The sequence below is a fragment of the Limnohabitans sp. genome (genome assembly GCF_040401135.1).
Taxonomy (GTDB): Bacteria; Pseudomonadota; Gammaproteobacteria; order Burkholderiales; family Burkholderiaceae_C; genus Limnohabitans.
This window is the reverse complement of the sequence record NZ_JBBAOV010000039.1, coordinates 1-21018: the sequence shown is the minus strand read 5'-3', so window position 1 is coordinate 21018 and position 21018 is coordinate 1. Positions and strand designations below refer to the sequence as shown.

Annotated in this window: 18 protein-coding genes; 10 read left to right on the top strand and 8 right to left on the bottom strand. The window is 55.1% G+C overall.

Translation table 11 applies throughout. The features are described from left to right. Nucleotides 1-124 precede the first annotated feature (124 nt). Entirely contained in the window at nt 125-559 is a 435-nt protein-coding gene (gene aroQ, locus ABWP81_RS10165; RefSeq protein ID WP_353133493.1) for a type II 3-dehydroquinate dehydratase, read from the top strand. A 15-nt stretch (nt 560-574) separates the two neighbouring features. Beyond that, entirely contained in the window at nt 575-1573 is a 999-nt protein-coding gene (locus ABWP81_RS10160; protein ID WP_353141526.1) for an aldo/keto reductase, read from the top strand. Nucleotides 1574-1656: 83 nt separating this feature from the next. Here the strand turns inward: ABWP81_RS10160 and rpoD are convergent, their stop codons facing one another. The 3 genes from rpoD to ABWP81_RS10145 all read right to left on the bottom strand — a co-directional run bounded on the left by rpoD (nt 1657) and on the right by ABWP81_RS10145 (nt 7050). After that, nucleotides 1657-3996 carry an RNA polymerase sigma factor RpoD gene (rpoD, locus tag ABWP81_RS10155; RefSeq protein ID WP_502905535.1) on the bottom strand — a complete coding sequence of 780 codons (2340 nt, stop codon included), beginning with the start codon at nt 3994-3996 and terminating at the stop codon, nt 1657-1659. 324 nt (nt 3997-4320) lie between these two features. Further along, complete coding sequence (dnaG, locus tag ABWP81_RS10150) at nt 4321-6225, bottom strand: DNA primase (RefSeq protein WP_353141523.1); 1905 nt, start codon at nt 6223-6225, stop codon at nt 4321-4323. A gap of 66 nt (nt 6226-6291) precedes the next feature. After that, the gene (locus ABWP81_RS10145) at nt 6292-7050 is read right to left on the bottom strand and encodes a 3-hydroxyacyl-CoA dehydrogenase (protein WP_353141521.1); all 759 of its coding nucleotides are present in this window, start codon (nt 7048-7050) and stop codon (nt 6292-6294) included. Between the two features lie 124 nt (nt 7051-7174). Here ABWP81_RS10145 and ABWP81_RS10140 point away from each other — a divergent pair, with 124 nt between their 5' ends. After that, complete coding sequence (locus ABWP81_RS10140; protein ID WP_353141519.1) at nt 7175-8098, top strand: patatin-like phospholipase family protein; 924 nt, start codon at nt 7175-7177, stop codon at nt 8096-8098. Between the two features lie 98 nt (nt 8099-8196). Here the strand turns inward: ABWP81_RS10140 and ABWP81_RS10135 are convergent, their stop codons facing one another. Further along, the gene (locus ABWP81_RS10135; protein WP_353141517.1) at nt 8197-8742 is read right to left on the bottom strand and encodes a phasin family protein; all 546 of its coding nucleotides are present in this window, start codon (nt 8740-8742) and stop codon (nt 8197-8199) included. A gap of 192 nt (nt 8743-8934) precedes the next feature. Here ABWP81_RS10135 and ABWP81_RS10130 point away from each other — a divergent pair, with 192 nt between their 5' ends. The 6 genes from ABWP81_RS10130 to ABWP81_RS10105 are packed head-to-tail and all read left to right on the top strand — an operon-like array spanning nt 8935 to nt 15512. After that, the gene (locus ABWP81_RS10130; protein WP_353141515.1) at nt 8935-9900 is read left to right on the top strand and encodes a histone deacetylase family protein; all 966 of its coding nucleotides are present in this window, start codon (nt 8935-8937) and stop codon (nt 9898-9900) included. Then, on the top strand, nt 9897-10604 hold the full coding sequence (locus ABWP81_RS10125; RefSeq protein WP_353141513.1) for a nitroreductase: 708 nt from the start codon (nt 9897-9899) through the stop codon (nt 10602-10604). The genes ABWP81_RS10130 and ABWP81_RS10125 overlap by 4 nt, the downstream gene beginning before the upstream one ends. Nucleotides 10605-10625: 21 nt before the next feature. Continuing rightward, nucleotides 10626-11810 carry a nicotinate phosphoribosyltransferase gene (gene pncB, locus ABWP81_RS10120; protein WP_353141512.1) on the top strand — a complete coding sequence of 395 codons (1185 nt, stop codon included), beginning with the start codon at nt 10626-10628 and terminating at the stop codon, nt 11808-11810. Nucleotides 11811-11860: 50 nt separating this feature from the next. Further along, on the top strand, nt 11861-13285 hold the full coding sequence (locus ABWP81_RS10115; RefSeq protein WP_502905534.1) for a sodium:proton antiporter: 1425 nt from the start codon (nt 11861-11863) through the stop codon (nt 13283-13285). Next, nucleotides 13285-14262 carry a 2-hydroxyacid dehydrogenase gene (locus ABWP81_RS10110; RefSeq protein ID WP_353141510.1) on the top strand — a complete coding sequence of 326 codons (978 nt, stop codon included), beginning with the start codon at nt 13285-13287 and terminating at the stop codon, nt 14260-14262. Before ABWP81_RS10115 ends, ABWP81_RS10110 begins: the two co-directional genes overlap by 1 nt. After that, nucleotides 14262-15512 carry a DNA recombination protein RmuC gene (locus ABWP81_RS10105; protein ID WP_353133464.1) on the top strand — a complete coding sequence of 417 codons (1251 nt, stop codon included), beginning with the start codon at nt 14262-14264 and terminating at the stop codon, nt 15510-15512. The genes ABWP81_RS10110 and ABWP81_RS10105 overlap by 1 nt, the downstream gene beginning before the upstream one ends. 23 nt (nt 15513-15535) lie before the next feature. On the opposite strand, the gene ABWP81_RS10100 is transcribed toward ABWP81_RS10105, so the two are convergent. The 3 genes from ABWP81_RS10100 to earP form a co-directional block, all read right to left on the bottom strand. Then, nucleotides 15536-16399 (bottom strand): LOG family protein, encoded by an 864-nt coding sequence (locus ABWP81_RS10100; protein WP_353141508.1) that lies wholly within the window; start codon nt 16397-16399, stop codon nt 15536-15538. 87 nt (nt 16400-16486) lie between these two features. Continuing rightward, nucleotides 16487-17041: an elongation factor P gene (gene efp / locus ABWP81_RS10095; RefSeq protein WP_353133458.1), complete on the bottom strand. Its 555-nt coding sequence runs from the start codon at nt 17039-17041 to the stop codon at nt 16487-16489. A 72-nt stretch (nt 17042-17113) separates the two neighbouring features. Then, nucleotides 17114-18229, bottom strand: coding sequence for an elongation factor P maturation arginine rhamnosyltransferase EarP (earP, locus tag ABWP81_RS10090; protein ID WP_353141506.1), 1116 nt, complete (start codon nt 18227-18229; stop codon nt 17114-17116). 25 nt (nt 18230-18254) lie between these two features. On the opposite strand from earP, the gene uvrC reads away from it, so the two are divergent. Next, nucleotides 18255-20159 (top strand): excinuclease ABC subunit UvrC, encoded by a 1905-nt coding sequence (gene uvrC, locus ABWP81_RS10085; protein ID WP_353133452.1) that lies wholly within the window; start codon nt 18255-18257, stop codon nt 20157-20159. On the opposite strand, the gene serB is transcribed toward uvrC, so the two are convergent. After that, the gene (gene serB, locus ABWP81_RS10080; protein WP_353141504.1) at nt 20156-20872 is read right to left on the bottom strand and encodes a phosphoserine phosphatase SerB; all 717 of its coding nucleotides are present in this window, start codon (nt 20870-20872) and stop codon (nt 20156-20158) included. The genes uvrC and serB overlap by 4 nt on opposite strands. Nucleotides 20873-21018 lie beyond the last annotated feature (146 nt).

Below are 21018 nucleotides of genomic sequence, written 5' to 3'. Positions count from 1 at the left end.
CAAGTGCTGCCTTGCTACAAGGTGTTGCATGAGTTGGAGTTGCAACTCAACGCCTGATGTTTTTGCAGGCCCGCAGCTCTATACTTTGTCTGTTAAATAATTTCTGTACTTGTTCGAGGATTTTATGAAGATACTTATGCTGCACGGCATCAACCACAACATGTTTGGCAAGCGTGATCCTGTGCAATACGGCACGATCACCTTGGCTGAAATCAATGAGTCTTTGCAGACTTTAGGTGTTGAGTTAGGTGCTGAGGTTGCTTGTTTTCAAACAAATCACGAAGGTGAGATGTGTGAGCGAATTCATCAAGCTTTTACTGATGGTGTTGACGCTGTGATGATCAACGCGGGTGCGTGGACGCATTACAGCTATGGCATTCGAGATGCTTTGGCTATTTTGACGTGCCCAATTGTTGAGCTGCATATGTCAAACATTCACACCCGTGAAGAATTTCGCCACAAATCTGTGTTCGCAGAAGTTGTATCCGGTCAAATCAGTGGCTTTGGTGCAGACAGCTATTTGTTGGCCTTGCGTGCCGCTGTTAATCTCGCTTCATAAGCTGCCGCGCTTTCGATGAAACAACGCCAACTCGGCCCCTACACCGTTTCAGCCATTGGCCTTGGCTGCATGAACCTTAGCCACGCTTACGGCGCACCCCCAGCACCTGAAGCGGCTGAAGCGCTCATTCACCGCGCACTAGACCTCGGTGTGACGATGTTTGACACGGCGGCTTTGTATGGCTTTGGCACCAATGAGTTGTTAGTGGGCAAAGCCCTCAAAGCGCACCGCAGCCAAATCATCCTTTGCAGCAAAGGCGGTATGGCCGGTGTGTCGTTTCCAGAGGGTGTGAAGCGAGTGATTAATGGGCGTCCCGAAGCAATTCGCCAAAATTGCGAAGAGAGTTTGGCCCGTTTGGGCACAGATGTGATCGACCTCTACTACCTGCACCGCTGGGACAAACAAGTGCCCATCGAAGATAGCGTGGGCGCCCTGAGCGACCTTGTGCGTGCTGGCAAGATTCGCGAAATCGGCCTGAGCGAAGTCTCAGCTACTACCCTGCGCAAAGCGCATGCGGTGCACCCCATTGCCGCTGTGCAAACCGAATACTCGCTGTGGACACGCAACCCTGAAATTGCCGTGCTCAAAGCTTGCGAAGAGTTGGCTGCTACGTTTGTTGCGTTTAGTCCCGTGGCGCGTGGTTTTTTGTGTGGTGATTTGCGCGATGTAGGCAGCTTGGCTGCTAATGACATTCGCCGCGCTATGCCGCGCTTTGCCGCCGACACTTATGCTGTTAACTTGTCTTTGTTTGAAGGCTATCAAGCCATCGCACGCGAGGCAGGCTGCTCGCCCGCACAACTGGCCTTGGCTTGGTTGTTACACAAAGATAACAAGCTCATTCCCATTCCAGGTACGCAAAACATTCGTCACCTCGAAGACAACATGGCTGCCGCCGATGTGGTGTTGTCGCCTGAGCACATGCAACGCTTAGAAGCGTTGATCAATCCTCAGACAGTCAAGGGTGCGCGCTACAACGTACTCAGCACTGCTGAGGTAGATACTGAAGAGTTCTAGGCGGACGTCCCAAGCAAAAACACCGCCAGTGCAAACTGGCGGTGTTTTTTCTTATCCCGCCATAAAGCGGATAGTCAGTGGGCTTACATCGTGTCGATGAAGCTGCGAAGTTTGTCGCTGCGGCTGGGGTGCTTCAGCTTGCGCAAAGCCTTGGCTTCGATTTGACGAATACGCTCACGCGTGACGTCAAACTGTTTGCCCACTTCTTCCAGGGTGTGGTCCATCGCCATTTCGATACCAAAGCGCATGCGCAGCACTTTGGCTTCGCGTGGGGTGAGGCCATCCAAGATGTCTTTCACCACATCGCGCAAGCCAGCTTGCATAGCGGCCTCGATCGGCGCGGTGTTAACGCTGTCTTCGATGAAGTCACCCAAGTGGCTGTCGTCATCGTCACCGATCGGTGTTTCCATCGAGATCGGCTCTTTGGCGATCTTCATGATCTTGCGGATTTTGTCCTCAGGGATTTCCATCTTCTCGGCCAACACGCTGGCATCGGGCTCGAAGCCAAACTCTTGCAAGTGTTGACGGCTGATGCGGTTCATCTTGTTGATGGTTTCGATCATGTGCACCGGAATACGGATGGTGCGCGCTTGATCAGCGATGGAGCGCGTGATGGCTTGGCGAATCCACCAGGTGGCGTAGGTCGAGAACTTGTAGCCGCGACGGTATTCAAACTTGTCCACGGCCTTCATCAAACCGATGTTGCCTTCTTGGATCAAGTCGAGGAACTGCAAGCCACGGTTGGTGTATTTCTTGGCGATTGAAATGACCAAACGCAAGTTGGCTTCAATCATTTCTTTCTTCGCACCGCGAGAGCTGCGCTCGCCGGCATTCATGCGCTTGTTGATGTCTTTGAGTTGATCCAAAGGTACGACCACGCGTGATTGCAGGTCCATCAGCTTTTGCTGCAAGTCTTGCACGGGCGGGATGTATCGGCTTATGGTGGTAGACCACGGTTTGCCGGCAGCGGCTTGCTTTTCGACCCACTTGAGGTTGATCAAGTTCGGTGGAAAGTCTTTGATGAAGGTGGCTTGCGGCATGCCGCACTTGTCCACGATGATGCGGCGCAGTTCGCGCTCGTTTTTGCGCACACTGTCCACTTGGCCGCGCACAGATTCGCACAGCTTCTCGATGGTTTTTGCAGTGAAGCGAATGCCCATCAACTCAGTGGTCAAGGCCGTTTGCGCCTTCATGTAGGTGGGAGTTCCGTAGCCTTCTTTGTCGTAGGTTTTACGGAGTTTGTCGAACAACACAATCATGCGGTCAAAGCGCTCAAGGGCAGCGTTTTTCAGTTCTTCCAATTTCTTGGTCAACGCCTTAGAGCCACCTTTGCCGTCGTCATCATCTTCTTCGTCAAATTCGTCAAAGTCTTCCTCGGCCACGTAGTCGTCGGCTTCGTTGAGGTTGTTGAAGCCGTCCACGATGGTGGAAATGACGACTTTGTTTTCACGAATGTCTTCGGCCATGGCCAACACAGCTGCGATCGTGGCAGGCGATGCGCTGATGGCGGACATCATTTCCATCAAGCCGCCTTCGATGCGCTTGGCAATTTCAATTTCACCTTCGCGTGTCAGCAACTCGACGGTGCCCATTTCGCGCATGTACATGCGCACGGGATCGGTTGTGCGTCCAAATTCGCTGTCCACCGTCGACAAAGCGGCTTCGGCTTCTTCTTCGGCTTCTTCTTCTGTGGCGGCGGTGGGCGTGTTGTTGTTGAGCAGCAGGGTTTCTGCGTCAGGCGTGTGCTCGTAAACGGCCACACCCATGTCGTTCAGCATGCTGATCACCACTTCGAGGGTTTCAGCGTCGACCAACTTGTCGGGCAAGTGGTCAGAAATTTCGCCATGCGTCAGGTAGCCGCGCGTCTTGCCAAGTTTGATCAGGGTTTTAAGGCGTGAGCGACGCTTTTGCATGTCTTCTTCAGACAGCACGGTTTCGTCTAAACCAAATTCTTTCATCAAGGCGCGTTCTTTGGCCTTGCTGATTTTCATGCGCAGTGGCTTGACCTTTTCTGCGCCTGCGTCTGCTACAGGTTCACCTACGAGGTCGGCTTCGATATCACTGAGGTCTGCATCATCGCCGCCGGCTTTTTTGCTCTGGGCTTGGGTGATCTTTTTGGCGGGTGCTTTTTTGGCAGCCGGTGTTTTCTTCTTGGTGTCCTCAGCTTTAAGGAATGTTTTTACGACGGGTTTTGTGGCTGGCTTTTCGGCAGCTTTTGTTTTTGATGCGGGCACTGACTTGGCTTTCGTTGCGGGCTTGGCTGCTGGTTTAGAAGCGGTTTTGACTGCCGGTTTGGCAGCCTTTTTGACTGCCGATGTGGCAGCCTTTTTCGCAACGGGTTTAGCGACTGGCTTGGTAACTGCCTTGGCAGTAGCTTTGAGGGCGGGCTTGACTGCAGCTTTGGGCGCAGCGTGTGCTGGCATTTTGCTCACAGGTTTGGCAACAACCTTCTTAGCCACTGATTTGGCAGGCTTCTTGGACTTGCGGTCAACAGGCATGAAAACTCCTAGACATCAAAGAAACGAATACACAGCGTCGTTAAACCCGACGCGGGAAAAAAGAAAGGGGAGTGAAGTGTGAACCTCTAGAAGCAAGCGGATTGGGCGAACATTTGGAATGCAGTCCTTGCGGTGAAGTGGCGAGTCGTGCGCTTGTGTCACGGTTGGCCGGGTCCGGAGGTGCTGCTGTCGCACTTGCTAATTTCGGATTATACCCAAAACGGTAACCCTAGATTAGCCGCAGGCGCATCAATCTTGGCTTTCAACCAGTTTTTGCGGAATCAGGCCCAGCTGTTTGCGTCGCTCAAACAGGGCTTTGTAGCGTTGCATAGCCGTTGGGTCGTCGGCGGCCTCGGCAATGGCTTCTTTCATTTGAGCATCAAGGCTTTCAAACAAAATTTTATTCAAAATGCCGCGCAGCTCAAGGCCGGCTTCTCTTTGCAGGGCTGCCGGTGACTGCGTATCCGCTTTGGGATGGCCATCGTCGTCAAGCAAGGGTTTGAACGACGAGGCCATGACGCGTAACGCCATATTTTCAGATTCGTGCGCATAAAGGCCTTCGCGCAACGCTCCCCAAGGCTGGTTGCCGTGCTCGTGGTGTTGTTGGTCAAGCCACACAAACAGCGGGCCGTGGGGCGGGGCCAGTTCGCACAGGAGGTTGTGATCTTCAGCTGATAGATCTTCCCAAAGATCCATGTGCGTGAGCAACACACGCACCGCATGGTCGGCGCGCCCTTGAGGGATGAGGCGTGTGCCGCGTTTGTAGTTTTTGGGCGCGTAGGTGTCGCGGGGTTTGAACTTGGATGACTTTTTAAACTCTCCCGTGCGTGCCTGCGAAGTGGCCGGTGCTGCGGGCATCCAAAGGTCTTGCAACTCATGGTTGCCTAGGTCGGCCAGTTCGGCAAGTTCACTCAGCAACTGGCGCTTAAGCGCGCCATCGGGTAGAGCCATCCAAAGGGGCTTGGCATTACTGGCCATGTGGGCGCGGCCTTCTGCCGTGTGAAGGTCACAGCCTTCGCGGGCCACTTCGATGAGAAAGCGGCTCAGCGGCATGGCTTCGGTCACGCAGTGGGCAAAGGCTTCTTTGCCAAATTCGCGTATGTAGCTGTCGGGGTCGTGCTCTTGTGGCAAGAACAAAAACTTCACACTGCGCACATCACTGGCATAAGGCAGGGCACCGTCCAGCGCCTTGCGTGCGGCGCGGCGGCCTGCGCTATCGCCGTCAAAGCTGAACACCACGTTGTCGGTGAAGCGAAATAGTTTTTGCACATGGTCGGTCGTGCACGCCGTGCCCAGCGTGGCTACTGCATTAGGAAAACCCAGCTGCGCCAAGGCCACCACGTCCATGTAGCCTTCAGTCACCAGCACATAGCCCGTATCCCGCAGCGCGTTGCGGGCTTCAAACAAGCCATACAACTCGCGGCCTTTGCTGAACACGGGAGTTTCTGGTGAATTCAAATATTTGGGCGTGCCTTCAAACAACACGCGGCCACCAAAGCCAATGCACTCGCCCTTCACGTTACGAATGGGAAACATCACGCGGTCGCGGAAGCGGTCGTATCTTTTTTCTTCTTCGCCTTCTTCTTGGTTCACGATGACCAAGCCGCTTTCTGCGAGAAGCGGGTCTTGGTAGTCGGGAAACACGCTGGCCAAGCCGCGCCAACCATCAGGGGCGTAGCCCAGGCCAAACTGTTTGGCTATTTCGCCGCTCAGGCCACGGCCCTTGAAATAATCAATCGCCTTGGGCGAGTTGCGCAAATGCTTGCGGAATGATTCGCCTGCTTTTTCCAGCACATCGGTCAGCGTGGCTTGCTTTTGGCGCTGCTCGGCTGCACGTGCGCGGTCTTGCGGCGAGGCATCGTCTTCTGGCACTTGCATGCCAATGTTTTGCGCCAAGTCTTTCACCGCTTCGACAAAGGTCATGCCCGCATGGTCCATCAAAAAGCCAATGGCATTGCCGTTTTTGCCGCACCCAAAGCAATGGAAAAACTGCTTGGCAGGGCTCACCGAAAACGACGGCGACTTCTCGCCGTGGAACGGGCACAGCCCCATGAAATTGGCCCCGCCTTTTTTGAGTTGCACGTAGCGGCCCACGACTTCGACAACGTCGACGCGGGCTAAAAGCTCTTGAATGAAGGACTGGGGGATGGCCATATGTATTAAGGGTGAAGCCTAATTTTAGGCTTCACCCTTTTGGGTGATTTTGAAGAGCGTTTTAGCTTACTTCGGAGCCAAACGAATCGCCCCATCCAAACGAATCACTTCGCCGTTGAGCATGTCGTTTTCAAAAATATGCAGCGCCAGTTTGGCGTAGTCCTGCGGTGTGCCCAAGCGTGAAGGGAAGGGCACGCCTGCGGCCAATGCGTCTTGCACGTCTTGGGGCATGCCAAACAGCATGGGTGTGCCAAAGATGCCGGGGGCGATGGTCATGTTGCGAATGCCGTTGCGGGCCAGATCGCGGGCAATGGGCAGAGTCATGCCCACGATGCCGCCTTTGGATGCACTGTAAGCGGCTTGGCCAATTTGGCCGTCGTAGGCCGCCACAGATGCGGTGGAGATCAACACGCCGCGCTCGCCAGTGGCTTCGGGTTCGTTGTGGCACATGGCTTCAGAGGCCAAGCGAATCATGTTGAAGCTGCCAATCAGGTTGATGGTGATGGTTTTGCTGAACGAGGCCAAGGCGTGCGCGCCGTTTTTACCCACAGTTTTTTCGGCAGGGGCAATGCCCGCGCAGTTGACCAAACCCATGAGCTTGCCCATTGACACGGCCTTGGCCACCACGGCTTGGCCATCGGCCTCGTTGCTCACATCGCATTTCACAAAGGCGCCGCCAATGTCTTTGGCCACAGCTTCACCTTTGTCGGCTTGCATGTCGGCAATGACCACCACGCCACCCTTGGCTGCCAACGCACGTGCCGTCCCTTCACCCAAGCCCGATGCGCCGCCAGTGACGATAAAAACTTTTCCTTTGATGTCCATGAGTGGCTCCAATGATTTAAAAATTGCTTAACGTTTACGTAAACGTCAATTATGCGGGATGGTGTTGGCTGGTCGCAGCCATCTAGGACAATCCCATGTAATAGATTTTTACAGGATGAGTGGCATGAATGTGTGTGTTGGGTCGACCGTCTCAGGTTGGCGTGCTTGGAGTTGTGTGGTGTGCGTGGCGCTGTTGGCAGGTTGTACCTCGCCTGGTCCATTGGCTCCTGTGGATGTTGCGCGTCCAGACGTACCCGTGGTTCAGCCCAAACGTGTGCCTAAGTTTGGCTTGGCCTTGGGCGGTGGCGCAGCGCGTGGTTTTGCGCATGTGGGCGTGATTCAGGTGCTGGAAGAGGCGGGCCTCAAGCCCGATTTGGTGGTGGGAACGTCGGCCGGTAGTGTGGTGGCGGCGTTTTTTGCCAGTGGCAAAGACGGCGCACAGCTTCAAAAAGCGGCCGAGACGATGGAGGAAGCCACCATCACCGATTGGACGGTGCCTCTGCTTGGGCGCGGCATGATGCGCGGCGATGGTTTGGCCCGCTACATCAGCAAGCAAACGGGGGGTCGTCGCATTGAGGAGCTCAAAATGCCGTTGGGCATTGTGGCAACTGATTTGAAAACGGGTGAGGGCGTGTTATTCCAGCGCGGTGACATCGGCACGGCGGTGCGTGCGTCTAGCTCGGTGCCTTCGGTATTTGAACCTGTGCGCATCGGCAACCGCGAGTTTGTGGATGGCGGCTTGGTGTCTCCCGTGCCCGTGCGTTATGCGCGGCAAATGGGCGCTGAATATGTGCTGGCTGTTGACATTTCTAGCCCCCCTGAAATAGGTAAAACCGGTGATATGTTTGATATCTTGATGCAGACCTTCACCATCATGGGCAAAAGCATCAGTTTTTTCGAGCTTCGCGAGGCCGATCTGGTACTGCGTCCCGCGCTCAATGATGTAGGCAGCGCAGATTTCAAAGCCCGCCGTCGTGCTATCGAGGCTGGCCGCGCCGCCATGCTGCAAGCTTTGCCCAAGCTCAAGGCGGCTTTAGCGGTTCAATAAGCGGCAGGCAATAAAAAGGGGCCCCCCTTGCGGAGGGCCCTTGAAGGGATTCCTGCACCCAGCGGTGACGAAGAATCCGAGGAGACAATCGTTACAAATTAACGCTTTTTGGCAACTGCAGTTTTTGAAGCTTTTACGGCTGTTTCAGTAGCTGATTGGATGTGTGACTCGGCCATGTCAGCAGCTTGCTTGACGGCTTTTTGCACAGATTCCACAGCAGTGTTGCTAGCAGTCACAGCTTGCTTGAAGAAGGCAACAGCTTGCTCAGAGCCAGCAGGAGCGTTTTTCAAAGCAGATTCGATGTATGTTTGAACTGCGGTTTGGCCTTCAGTCGCTTTGCCTTCGAAGCCTTTGGTGAACTCAGCGCTAGCGCCTTGGGCGATGTCATAGATGTGACGGCTGTAAGCAGCTGACTTTTCAGCCAAAGGCTGCAAGAAGCTGGTTTGCAAAGAGATGAACTCTTGTGCGTCTTTCACGCCCATCACTGCATTTGCGTGTGCAGCTGATTCAGTCAAAGCGGCACGGCCAGCAGTGAGGTTGAGTTCAACCATTTTCTCAACGCCAGCGAAGGCCTTGGTTGAAAGGCCAAACAAGTTGTCCAAGTTGGCTTTGTTTGTAGCAGCGAATTGTTCGACGTTGATCATGTGAATACTCCAGTAGTTAAGTTAGTTTGCAGAAAATGTTGCAGTGCAGCATTGGGATGTAGTTTAGGGTTATCCCGATGCTTTGCAATAGGGTTTGGGGCTTTTGGGGGCTGATTAGAGGTGAGGTTCTAAAACCTAAGGTTTTGGAAACTGGCCACAATGCAGCCTTGTTTCATGCGGTTCTCAAGGGATATGCGCGCTTTTTACTCGGACCAATTCGTGTTGCCCCTGCCGCCCGGTCATCGGTTTCCCATGGCCAAGTACCGCTTGTTGCGGGACCGACTGAGCGCAGAGTTGCCTGGTGTGAGCCTTGACGCGGCCCTGCCTGCAAGTGACGGCGAACTGGCTTTGGTTCACATGCCTAGTTACATCCAAGCAGTGGCTCAGGGTACATTGACCGACGCCCAGCAAAAAGAAATCGGCTTTCCATGGACCCCCGCAATGGTCGAGCGCTCGCGCCGTTCAACCGGCGCCACGGTCATGGCCGCGCGTGCAGCGTTGTTTGGCGGCCAGGGCGTATCGGCCAATTTGGCTGGCGGCACGCATCACGCGTATGCAGACAGGGGCAGCGGTTTTTGTGTGTTCAACGACGCCGCCGTGGCCACGCGCTTGATGCAAGCCGAGTGGGGCCGAACGCACAAGCAGCCGTTGAATGTGGCCATCATTGATTTGGATGTGCACCAAGGCAATGGCACGGCAAGTATTTTTGAGCGCGATGCGCAAGTTTTTACCTTGTCCATGCACGGTGCGCGCAACTTTCCATTTAACAAGGAAACCAGCGATTTAGACATTGAGTTGCCTGATGGTTGTGATGACACAGCCTATTTAGATGCCCTAGAACATGCACTGACTGAGCTAGAAGCCCGTTTCCAGCCTGGTTTGGTCATTTACCTTGCAGGCGCCGACCCGCATGAGGGTGACCGCTTAGGCCGCTTGAGCCTGACCTTTGATGGCCTAGAGGCCCGCGACCGCCGCGTGTTTGACTGGGCTTGGTCCAAGCGCATCCCTTTGGCGTTTTCGATGGCGGGTGGTTATGGCAAAGAAATGGCCGACACAGTTCAGGCGCAAGTCAATACCTACCGTGTCGCCTATGCGTACTGGCGACGCTGGCAAAATCTACCCAAAGACTTAAACAAACCAATGGAGATTCACCCATGACCGATTCAGCCGCTGTGTCCGCTGTAGACCGCGCCATCACTTCACGCATGTCAGCGCGCGCTTTCACGCAGCAAGTTGTTTCTCGCGAGTTGATCACAGACATCTTGCAAGTTGCGAGCCGCGCCCCCTCGGGCACCAATACACAGCCTTGGAAGGTTTACGTATTGCAAGGTGCGACACGTGATTCATTGGTGGAAAAAGTGTGTGCCGCCCACGAAGCCATTCGCGCCAACCCCGAAGTGGCCAAACAGTACCAAGAGCAATACGACTATTACCCTGAGAAATGGGTCAGCCCCTACATTGATCGCCGCCGTGAAAACGGCTGGAGCTTGTATGGTTTGTTGGGCATTGGCAAGGCGGACAGAGACCTCATGCATGTTCAGCAGCAACGCAACTTCAAGTTTTTTGATGCGCCTGTGGGCTTGATGTTCACCATCGACACCATTTTGGGTCGTGGTTCGATGTTGGATTACGGCATGTTCATGCAAAACATCATGGTGGCAGCCCGAGCGCGCGGCTTGCACACCTGTCCTCAAGCGGCATGGAATGCATTTCATAGCATCATCGTGCCGCACATTGGTGCTGCAGAGAATGAGCGCTTGGTCTGTGGCATGGCTTTGGGCTTCGCTGACAGTGATGACAAGGTGAACACCTTGCTTACGCCGCGTGTACCGGTGAACGAATTCACCCATTGGGTTGCCTGAGTTCGGTGGAGTGAGTTTTCAATGATCATCACCAGCCTGCTCGACACTGACCTTTACAAATTCACCATGATGCAGGCTGTGCTGCATCAGTTCCCAAGTGCGCAGGTGTCCTACAAGTTCAAGTGCCGCAACCCAGGTGTTAATTTAGCGCCGTATGTTCAGGAAATTCGTGACGAAATTCGCTCGCTGTGCAGTTTGCATTTTCAAGATGCTGAGTTGTCCTGGTTGCGCAGTTTGCGTTTCATCAAAAGTGACTTTGTGGATTTTTTGGGGCTCTTTCGCCTGAACGAAAAATACATCCAGGTGAACGCACTTCCGAATGGCGAGATTGACATCAACATTCAAGGCCCTTGGCTGCACACCATTCTGTTTGAGATTCCCGTGTTGGCCATTGTTAATGAGGTGTACTTTCGCAACACGCACAAAGTACCTGACTTTTTGGAAGGTCGCCGTCGCTTGGATCAAAAGATCGAGGCCTTGCACGCCGAGCGTTTGAGTGATTTGAAAATTGCCGATTACGGCACCCGTCGCCGATTCTCTAAAGCTTGGCATGAAGAGCTGTTGCGTGTGCTCATTTCTAAGCTAGGCACTGGCAGCAGCGGACAGTTGGCGGGGACAAGTAATGCCTTGTTTGCCATGAAGCTAGGCCTGACGCCTTTGGGCACCATGGCCCACGAATACTTGCAAGCCTGCCAAGCTTTGGGCCCACGCCTTCGTGACAGCCAAGTGTTTGGCTTTGAGACATGGGCTCGAGAATACCGAGGTGACTTGGGCATCGCACTGAGCGATGTGTACGGTATCGAGCCGTTTTTGCGCGACTTCGACATGTACTTTTGCAAGCTCTTTGATGGTGCACGTCACGACAGTGGCGACCCATTCAATTGGGGCGAGCGCATGATTGCGCACTACCGTCACAACCGTGTGGACCCCATGACCAAGACACTGATTTTTTCTGACGGCTTGACGGTAGAAAAAATCATTGCGCTCTATCAGCAGTTCTGTGGTCGCTGCCAATTGGCGTTTGGTATTGGCACCAACTTGACCAACGACTTGGGCTACGAGCCTTTGCAAATCGTCATCAAAATGACGCAGTGCAACGGCCAACCTGTGGCCAAACTCTCAGACACACCCGGCAAGGGAATGTGTGATGACGAGAAGTACTTGGCGTATCTGCGTCAGGTCTTTGAAATTGCCCCGTGTGCCTGAAAAAATCGGGCCTGCCGTAAACATGTTGCACCATTAAAAGGAGTTTTTTCATGACGCGATTGAGTATGCGGTGGACTGCTTGGCTGGCTTTGCCCATGTTGCTGACCCTGTCTGGCGGCGCTTTGGCCGCCGATTTTGATGGCGCGCAGCTGTCGGCTATATGGGGCGTGCCTTTCGCAGGCCTCTTGTTGTCCATTGCCTTGATGCCTTTGTTGCTGCCTCATTTCTGGCACCACCACTACGGCAAAGTGGCCGCCGCATGGGGTTTGGCTTTCTTGGTGCCCTTCGCTTTGATGTTCGGCCCGGCGGAGGCTGGGGCCAACACCGTGCATGCCTTGTTCGCCGAATACATCCCCTTCATCATTTTGCTGACGGCCTTGTTCACCGTCTCGGGCGGCATTTTTATTCGGGGCAACTTGCACGGCAGTCCAGGCTTGAACACCGCCATTCTGGCAATTGGTGCGGTGTTGGCCAGCTTCATGGGCACTACGGGTGCATCCATGCTGCTCATTCGCCCCTTGATCCGTGCCAACGACGACCGCAAACACGTGGCCCATGTGGTGGTTTTTTTCATCTTTATCGTCTCCAACGCCGGCGGGTCCTTGACGCCTTTGGGCGATCCACCCTTGTTTTTGGGCTTCCTGAAAGGCGTAGATTTTTTCTGGACCATTCAAAACATTTTTCCCGAGACCTTGTTTTTGGTGGGCAGCTTGTTGGTCATCTTCTTTGCGCTGGATTCTTGGTACTACCACCGCCGAGAAGAGTTGCTGCCGCAAGACCCGACACCTGACTCCAGAGGCATTGGTTTTGATGGCGCTATTAACTTCTGGCTGTTGGCAGCTGTTGTTGGCTTGGTGTTGATGAGTGGTTTCTGGAAATCTCCGGTATCTTTCAACATTTACGGCACCGAAGTGGGCCTTGCCGGCGTGTTGCGCGATCTGGGTCTTTTAGTTGTGACATTCCTGTCCCTCAAAATCACGCCAGCCAAAGTCCACGATGACAACCAGTTTGGCTGGGGACCCATGGTCGAGGTGGCCAAATTGTTTGCAGGCATTTTTCTCACCATTATTCCGGTAATCGCCATGCTCAAGGCAGGCGTCAATGGCCCGTTTGGCGCAGTCGTCCAAGCCGTCACTAGGCCCGACGGCAGCCCCGACGTGATGATGTATTTCTGGATCACCGGTGCTTTGAGTTCATTTCTCGACAACGCGCCCACCTATTTGGTGTTCTTCAACACAGCAGGCGGTGACCCGCAGGTGCTGATGACCACTCTGGCCCCGACGCTGGCCGCCATTTCGGCAGGTGCCGTGTTCATGGGCGCCAACAGCTACATCGGCAATGCACCTAACCTAATGGTCAAAGCCATTGCCGAAACCCGTGGCGTGAAAATGCCCAGCTTTTTTGGTTACATGTTGTGGTCGGGTGCCGTCTTGATTCCTTTGTTCGTTGTCATGAGTTTTATATGGTTCAAATAATGTCTAAACCTTCCATTCTGGTGGCGCGCGCCATCTTCCCTGAAGTCCTGCAGTCTTTGTCGCAGGTGTTTGAAGTTGAGAGCAACCAAGCAGATGAGGTCTGGTCTGCTGCAGAACTGACCCGTCGCATGCAGGGCAAAGTGGGCGCTTTGACCACCGGCAGCGAGCGCATCGACGCTGCCCTGTTGCAAGCCAACCCGCAGTTGCGCATCGTGGCCAATATGGCTGTGGGCTTCAACAACTTTGACGTGCCCGCCATGACCGCGGCGGGGGTGCTGGCCAGCAACACGCCCGATGTGTTGACCGAAACTACCGCCGACTTCGGCTTTGCACTCTTGATGGCCACGGCTCGGCGCGTGACTGAGAGCGAGCACTACTTGCGTGCGGGTTTGTGGACCAAGTGGAGCTATGACATGTTTGCCGGTTCCGAGGTGCATGGCTCGACCATCGGCATCATTGGCATGGGCCGCATCGGCCAAGGCATTGCCCGCCGCGCCGCGCACGGCTTTGGCATGAAGGTTTTTTATCACAACCGCTCACGCCTAAGTGCAGAGTTGGAAAACCAATACAAGGCAACTTATGTAAGCAAAGACGAGTTGCTTAAAACGGCTGACCACGTGATGTTGGTGGTGCCCTACAGCGCCGAGTCGCACCACACCATTGGCGCAGCTGAGTTAGCGCTGATGAAGCCCACCGCCACCTTGGTCAATATCGCACGCGGTGGCATTGTGGATGACGCGGCTTTGGCCTTGGCCCTGCGCGAAAAACGAATTGCTGCGGCGGGTCTTGATGTGTTTGAAGGCGAGCCCAAGGTCCACCCCGATTTGCTGACCGTACCCAACGTGGTGCTGACACCGCACATTGCAAGCTCGTCCATTTCCACGCGTTTGGCCATGGCCAATTTGGCGGCGGACAACCTCATCAGCTTTTTTACAAAGGGCAAGTCTTTGACGCCTTTGAACACGGTTGTTGCGTGATGGAAATTTGGATTGCAGTTGGCATTGGCTTTATCAATGTCCTGCTTTTGCTGCTGTTGTTGCGCCGCTCCAGTGGCAGCAACGAAGCCGCCACATTAGCTTTGCAGCAGAGCTTGCAAAGCCTGCACGAAAAGCTGGAGCGCATTGAGCGCGAGCTGCGCACCGAAATTACTGAGTCATCACGCGGTGGGCGCCAAGAGCTGACGCAAAACTTGGCGCTGTTTCAACAAAGCCAAGTGCAGCAGCTCACGTTGATGCAAAAAAGCATTGGCGACACACTCAACCAACAACTGCAGCAACTACAAAAAAGCAATGCCGATAAGTTGGACGAAATGCGCCGCACGGTAGACGAAAAACTGCAAACCACGCTTGAAAAACGTTTGTCTGAGAGCTTCAAACAAGTGGCTGAGCGACTCGAGCAAGTGCACAACGGCCTTGGCCAAATGCAAAAGCTTGCCGATGGCGTGGGCAGCTTGCAGCGCGTGCTGACCAACGTCAAAACACGTGGCATATTTGGCGAGGTGCAACTCGAAGCCTTGCTTGAGCAAGTGCTGACGATTGAGCAATACGCCAAGCAAGTTGAAACCAAGCCGCGCAGCAACCAGCGCGTGGACTTTGCCATTCGTTTTCCGGGTCGAGGCGGCGCAGACGGCGAGCCCGTGTGGCTACCCATTGATGCCAAGTTTCCCCGTGAAGATTACGAGCGCTTGCTCGACGCCCAAGACCGCGCAGATGGCGTGGCCGCCGAAATCTCGGCCAAGGCGTTGGAGGTGCGCATCCGCACCGAAGCCAAGAGCATTGCCGAGAGCTACCTCGCGCCACCGCACACCACCGACTTTGCCATTTTGTTTTTACCCACTGAAGGCTTGTATGCCGAGGTGTTGCGCCGGCCTGGCTTGATGGACAGCTTGCAGCGTGACTATCGCGTCACGTTGGCTGGCCCCACCACTTTGCTGGCCATGCTCAACAGCTTGCACATGGGCTTTCGCACGCTGGCCTTGGAGCAGCAAGCCTCTGAGGTGTGGAAGGTCTTGGGTGCTGTCAAAACCGAGTTTGAGCGCTACGGCGACTGGGTGGAAAAGGTGCGTGAGCAAGTGCAAAAAGCAGCCGACACCTTGGACCGTGCCGACACGCGCAGCCGCCAAATGCGACGTGCCTTAAAGAACGTCGAGGCCTTGCCCGAAGGTGAAGCGCAAGCTTTGTTGCCCAAGTTTGACGAGGCCTTGGACGACACGGACACTCAGGTTTGATTTAGCCAGAGCTAGATCAGGTTTCAGAATTCATAAAAATCCCGAATGACGCTCCATGCGTCGTCCACGCTGTCAACGTAGGTGAACAGCTCCAAGTCTTCTTGCGAGATCACGCCTTCATCTACCAACACATCGAGGTGCAACAAACGCTTCCAGTAGTCGCTGCCAAACAGCACGATGGGCACGGGCTTGGCTTTTTTGCATTGCACCAGCGTGAGGGTTTCAAACAACTCGTCCAGCGTGCCAAAGCCGCCAGGAAAAGCTACCAAAGCTTTAGCGCGCATCATGAAGTGCATTTTGCGCAGCGCAAAGTAATGGAACTTGAAGCTCAAGCCGGGCGTGATGTGAGGGTTGGGCGATTGTTCATGGGGCAGCGCAATGTTCAGGCCCACGCTGATGCCGCCAGCCTCTTGTGCGCCGCGGTTGGCCGCCTCCATGATGCCGGGGCCACCCCCTGTGCAGATGAAGAGTTTTTGATTCGCCGCTTGGTGCGCGCTAAATTTGGTGATGGTGTGTGCCAGGGCACGTGACTGTTCGTAAAAACGCGCGTTGCGCACCAACACTTCGGCTTTTGCAATTTGCTGAGCATCACCACCAGCACGGGCGAGGACAAGTGCGCGGTGCGACTCTTCTTCGCTACGAAACCGTGCGCTGCCAAACACCACCACGGTGTGCTCAATGCCACGGGCGATTTGCGCCAAATCGGGCTTGAGCATTTCCATTTGCATGCGCAAGCCGCGCGTTTCTCGGCGCAGCAAAAACTCAGGGTCAGCAAACGCCAATCGGTTGGATTCGGGTTCGAGTGAATCGCCTTGGTCGTAGTGCGCTTTGAGGGTTTCCCAAGCTTCAGCAAGGCGTCGGTCGTGAGGGTCTAGCATTCCATCCATGAAGTGATGTTAACGGCAGAAAAGCCACTTACACGCGTATGAAAAAAGGCCTCCGAAGAGGCCTTGATTGGCTAAACCTGAGAAGGCTTAGACGCGCTTGCGGTATTCACCCGTGCGTGTGTCAACTTCAACTTTGTCGCCTTGTGCCACGAACAAAGGCACAGACACTTCAAAGCCAGTGGCCAATTTGGCTGGCTTCAACACTTTGCCAGAGGTGTCGCCTTTGACGGCTGGCTCAGTCCAAGTGATCTCGCGCACCACGTTGGTGGGCAATTCGACAGAGATGGCTTTTTCGTCGTAGAACACCACTTCGAGTTCCATGCCGTCTTCGAGGTAGTTCAGGGCGTCGCCCATGTTGCTGGCTTCGACTTCGTATTGGTTGAAGTCGGCGTCCATGCAAACGTACATCGGGTCTGCGAAATAAGTGTAGGTGCAATCTTTTTTGTCCAAGATGACTTGGTCCATCTTGTCGTCGGCCTTGAACACAACTTCGGTACCAAAGTTGGCGATCAAGCTTTTCAATTTCATGCGAACGGTGGAAGAGCCACGGCCGCCACGTTGGTATTCGGTGCGCAGGACAACCATAGGGTCCTTGCCGTGCATGATGACGTTGCCAACGCGGATTTCTTGAGCTGTTTTCATAGTGTGAGGTTTTCTTAGAGGGTTGTGTCCCATGCAGCTCAAGCTGCGACAGGGTTCGCAAAGCCACTTATTTTAGCGTTTTTGGGCCACGAATCTGAGCAATTGGGTGGTGAGGTCAGTTTGGGCAAATAAACTTTGTTGGGTTAGGTGGCTCCAATCACGCCAGCGCCCAAGCGTGACGGGGGATAGCGTGGGAAGTTGCCCTGTTTCTAAGCCATTCCAAACCGCATGAAATTGTTGCAAATCGGCGGGCATGTCTAGTGCCACCTCGAATGCATGCAGCTTGTCGTGGTGGGCCAAGTCGTCTTGCGGGTAGATGTGCCACACCAATGGCTGGCCCGCCCACAAGGCGCGCACCAGTGAGTCTTCGCCACGCACAAAGTTCAAGTCGCAAGCCCGCAACAGATGGTCAAACTCGGTTTGGCTGAAGTAGGGGAGCAGGCTGATGTGCAACTGGCTTGTTCCGATTTTGGGCATGCGCAGGGCTTGTGTGGCGGCTGCCACGGCTGCGCTGGGCCGGCCTTGGGCGACCAGCAAGCGGGTGGGCTCGTCTGCTTGGCTGAGTTGCTCTAGCAAATCGGGCAAGGCTTTGGGTTCGTAACAAAACAGACTGATCAGGCGCTCATGAGGGGAGATGGGTTTGTCGAGTGGCAAAGTGCCTAGCCATGCAGCACGGCCCGGAACCTCAAGTAAATTTGGCTCGCGCAACAACCCGCCCGTGTCGGGCGTGAAGCCCGGAAAGTAAAACCATTTGTTCATGCCACGAGCAGGGCCGCTCATCACCGGCGAGGCCAAGCCGTGCGAGCGGGCCACGTAGCCTTCGGCACTGAGGTATTCAAGGTTGACCCACACGGGCTTTGGGCCTTGCGCTATCAGCGCTTGAAACGCTTCGGGCAGTTCGCAGCCAAAGGCTTCTACGATCACATCGCCCACGGTGAATGTGGTGTCTTTGGCTAAGGCTTGCAAATCTGCTTCGTTGGGCCATGCATGAACAGAGATGCCAGCGCAGCCCTGCGGTGCCATCCACGCCAAGGCCGATGCATCGTCTGTCCAAAGGCGCAAGGTTTGGCCGCGCTGGGCAAGGTCGGCGCAAAGCCGCCAACACACGCCGAGGTCGCCATAGTTGTCGATGACGCGACAAAAAATATCCCAGCGCAGGCTGGGTGATGAATGGGTATCTGATTTCACGCCTCAGATTGTCCACAATACAGACATGTCTAAAACTTCTTCAGACGCCGCGCCAGAAAACGCCGAACCGCGTCACCCACCCGATCTGTTAGAGCTGGTGGCCAGCTTGCCAGCGCTGCCGGGCGTTTACCGCTACTTTGATGCGCAGGAACAAGTGCTGTATGTGGGCAAGGCCAACAACTTGAAGAAGCGGGTGTCTAGTTATTTTCAAAAAGACCACGGCGGCTCGCGCATTGGTCACATGGTCAGCAAGATTGTGCGCATGGAAACCACGGTGGTGCGCTCCGAGGCTGAGGCGCTGCTGCTTGAGAACAACCTCATTAAATCGCTCAAGCCCAAGTACAACATCTTGTTTCGCGACGACAAGAGCTACCCGTATTTGAAGATGACGCGTGGCGTATCAGGCAACCACTTGAGCGTGAACCCTCAACAAGTGCCCCGCGTCGTGTACTACCGAGGAGCGGTGGACAAACGCCACGACTACTTTGGCCCCTACCCCAGCGTGTGGGCGGTGCGCGAAGCCATTCAGCTGTTGCAAAAAGTATTTCGTTTGCGCACCTGTGAAGACACGGTGTTTAACAACCGCACGCGCCCCTGTTTGCTGTATCAAATCAAACGTTGTTCGGGGCCTTGTGTCGGCCTGATTTCTGTGCCCGATTACCAACGCGATGTGGACAGCGCCATGCGCTTGCTTCGTGGCGAAACGCAAGACGTGATGTCCAGCGTCGAAGCCCGCATGATGGCGCACGCCGAAAAGCTTGAGTTTGAACAAGCCGCCGAGCTACGTAACCAAATGAGCGCTCTCTCCAAAGTGTTGCACCAACAAGCCGTGGACACCGTGGGCGACCAAGACGTGGACATCCTCGCTGTCAAAGTGCAGGGCGGCAAAGCCTGCGTTAACTTGGCTATGGTGCGAGGTGGCCGCCACTTGGGCGACAGGCCTTACTTTCCGGTGCATGTGGACGATGCAGAGCCTGTGGAAGTGCTGGACGCGTTTTTGAGTCAACATTATTTGGATGTGCCCGTGCCGCCTGCGCTCATCACCAGCCATGCGGTGGACAAAGAACTGCTGCAAGCCTTGATCGAACAAACGGGTGTGAAGATTACCGCAGTGCACAACCCGCGTGAGCAACGTCGCGTGTGGCTAGAGATGGCGCAACAAAATGCAGACATTCAACTGGCCCGCTTGCTGGCTGAAGAAGGCTCGCAACAGGCGCGCACCCGCGCGTTGGTGGACGCGCTAGATTTAGCCCCTGAAGATTTTGAGCAGTTCCGTGTGGAGTGCTTTGACATTTCCCACACCTCGGGCGAATCCACTCAGGCCTCGTGCGTGGTGTTTCATCACCACAAAATGCAAAGCGCGGAATACCGCCGCTACAACATCGAAGGCATAACAGGCGGCGACGACTACGCGGCCATGCGCCAAGTGCTGATGCGCCGCTACAGCAAGTTGGCCGAGGCCGTGCGGGCGGGCGAGGGCAAACTGCCCGACTTGGTGCTGATTGACGGTGGCAAAGGTCAAGTGAGCATGGCACGTGAGGTGTTTGAGTTGCTCGGGCTAGACCTCTCACGCATCGTGGGCGTTGAAAAAGGCGAGGGCCGCAAAGTGGGCCTAGAAGATCTGGTGTTTGCCGATGGTCGCGAGAAGGTTTACTTGGGCCGTGATTCCGCCGCCTTGATGTTGGTGGCACAAATTCGTGATGAGGCCCACCGCTTTGCCATCACCGGCATGCGTGCTGCACGCGCCAAAGTGCGCGTGGGCGGCAGCAAGCTAGAAGAAATTCCGGGTGTGGGGCCCAAGAAGCGCGCCAAGTTGCTGCAACGCTTTGGCGGTGCACGCGGCGTGGGCGATGCCAGCGTGGTTGACTTGTGTACCGTGGAAGGTATTTCGGAAGAGTTGGCGCAAACCATTTACAACGCGCTGCGCTAAGTTCTAACGACTTCCAGCAAACGGTCTAAGCCACCGTCGTTGATGGCCACCATCGCTTGCTCGCGCACCTTGGGTTTGGCGTGATACGCCACCGACAAGCCCGCTTCGCCCATCATCAACAAATCGTTTGCGCCGTCGCCCATGGCAATGGCTTGTTTTGGGCTGATGCCCATTTGCGCGCAGATGTGCAGCAGCATCTTGCGCTTTTCTGCGCCGTCGCAAATATCGCCCCAGTCTTGCGTCACCACATCGCCCGTGAGGTGGCCGTTGTCAATCGCCAGCACATTGCTTCGGGCGTAGTCGATGTGGAGCATCTCGCATACGCGGTCGGCAAAGAAGGTGAAGCCACCGCTGACCAGCAACACTTTCATACCGTGGGCTTTGCAGGTGTCCACCAGTGTTTTGGCGCCAGGGTTCAAGCGCAGACGTTGTTCAAACACCTCGTGCAAGGCCGCTTCGGGCACACCTTTGAGCAGCGCCACGCGGCGGCGCAAGCTGTCTTTGAAATCGGTAATCTCACCGCGCATCGCCGCTTCGGTGATGGCCGCCACCTCGGCCTTGCGGCCTACGGCATCGGCAATCTCGTCGATGCACTCGATGTTGATGAGCGTCGAGTCCATGTCAAACGCGATGAGTTTGAAGTCTTGAAGCTTTAGGGGGGCGGTGAAGCCTTGAATGGCAAGGCCGGGGGCAAATTCGGGGGCAGAAGTCATGGGGTAATTATCGAGGGTCACTTGATTCTGCCTTTGGTATCGGGCGCATCTCGTTTAGTGTGCTTCAGCCGCCTTGGCCACCGGCGCATTGGGCGTACCCAACGACCGCAACACATCGCGCACCATTTGCGCACGGGCTTTGGGCT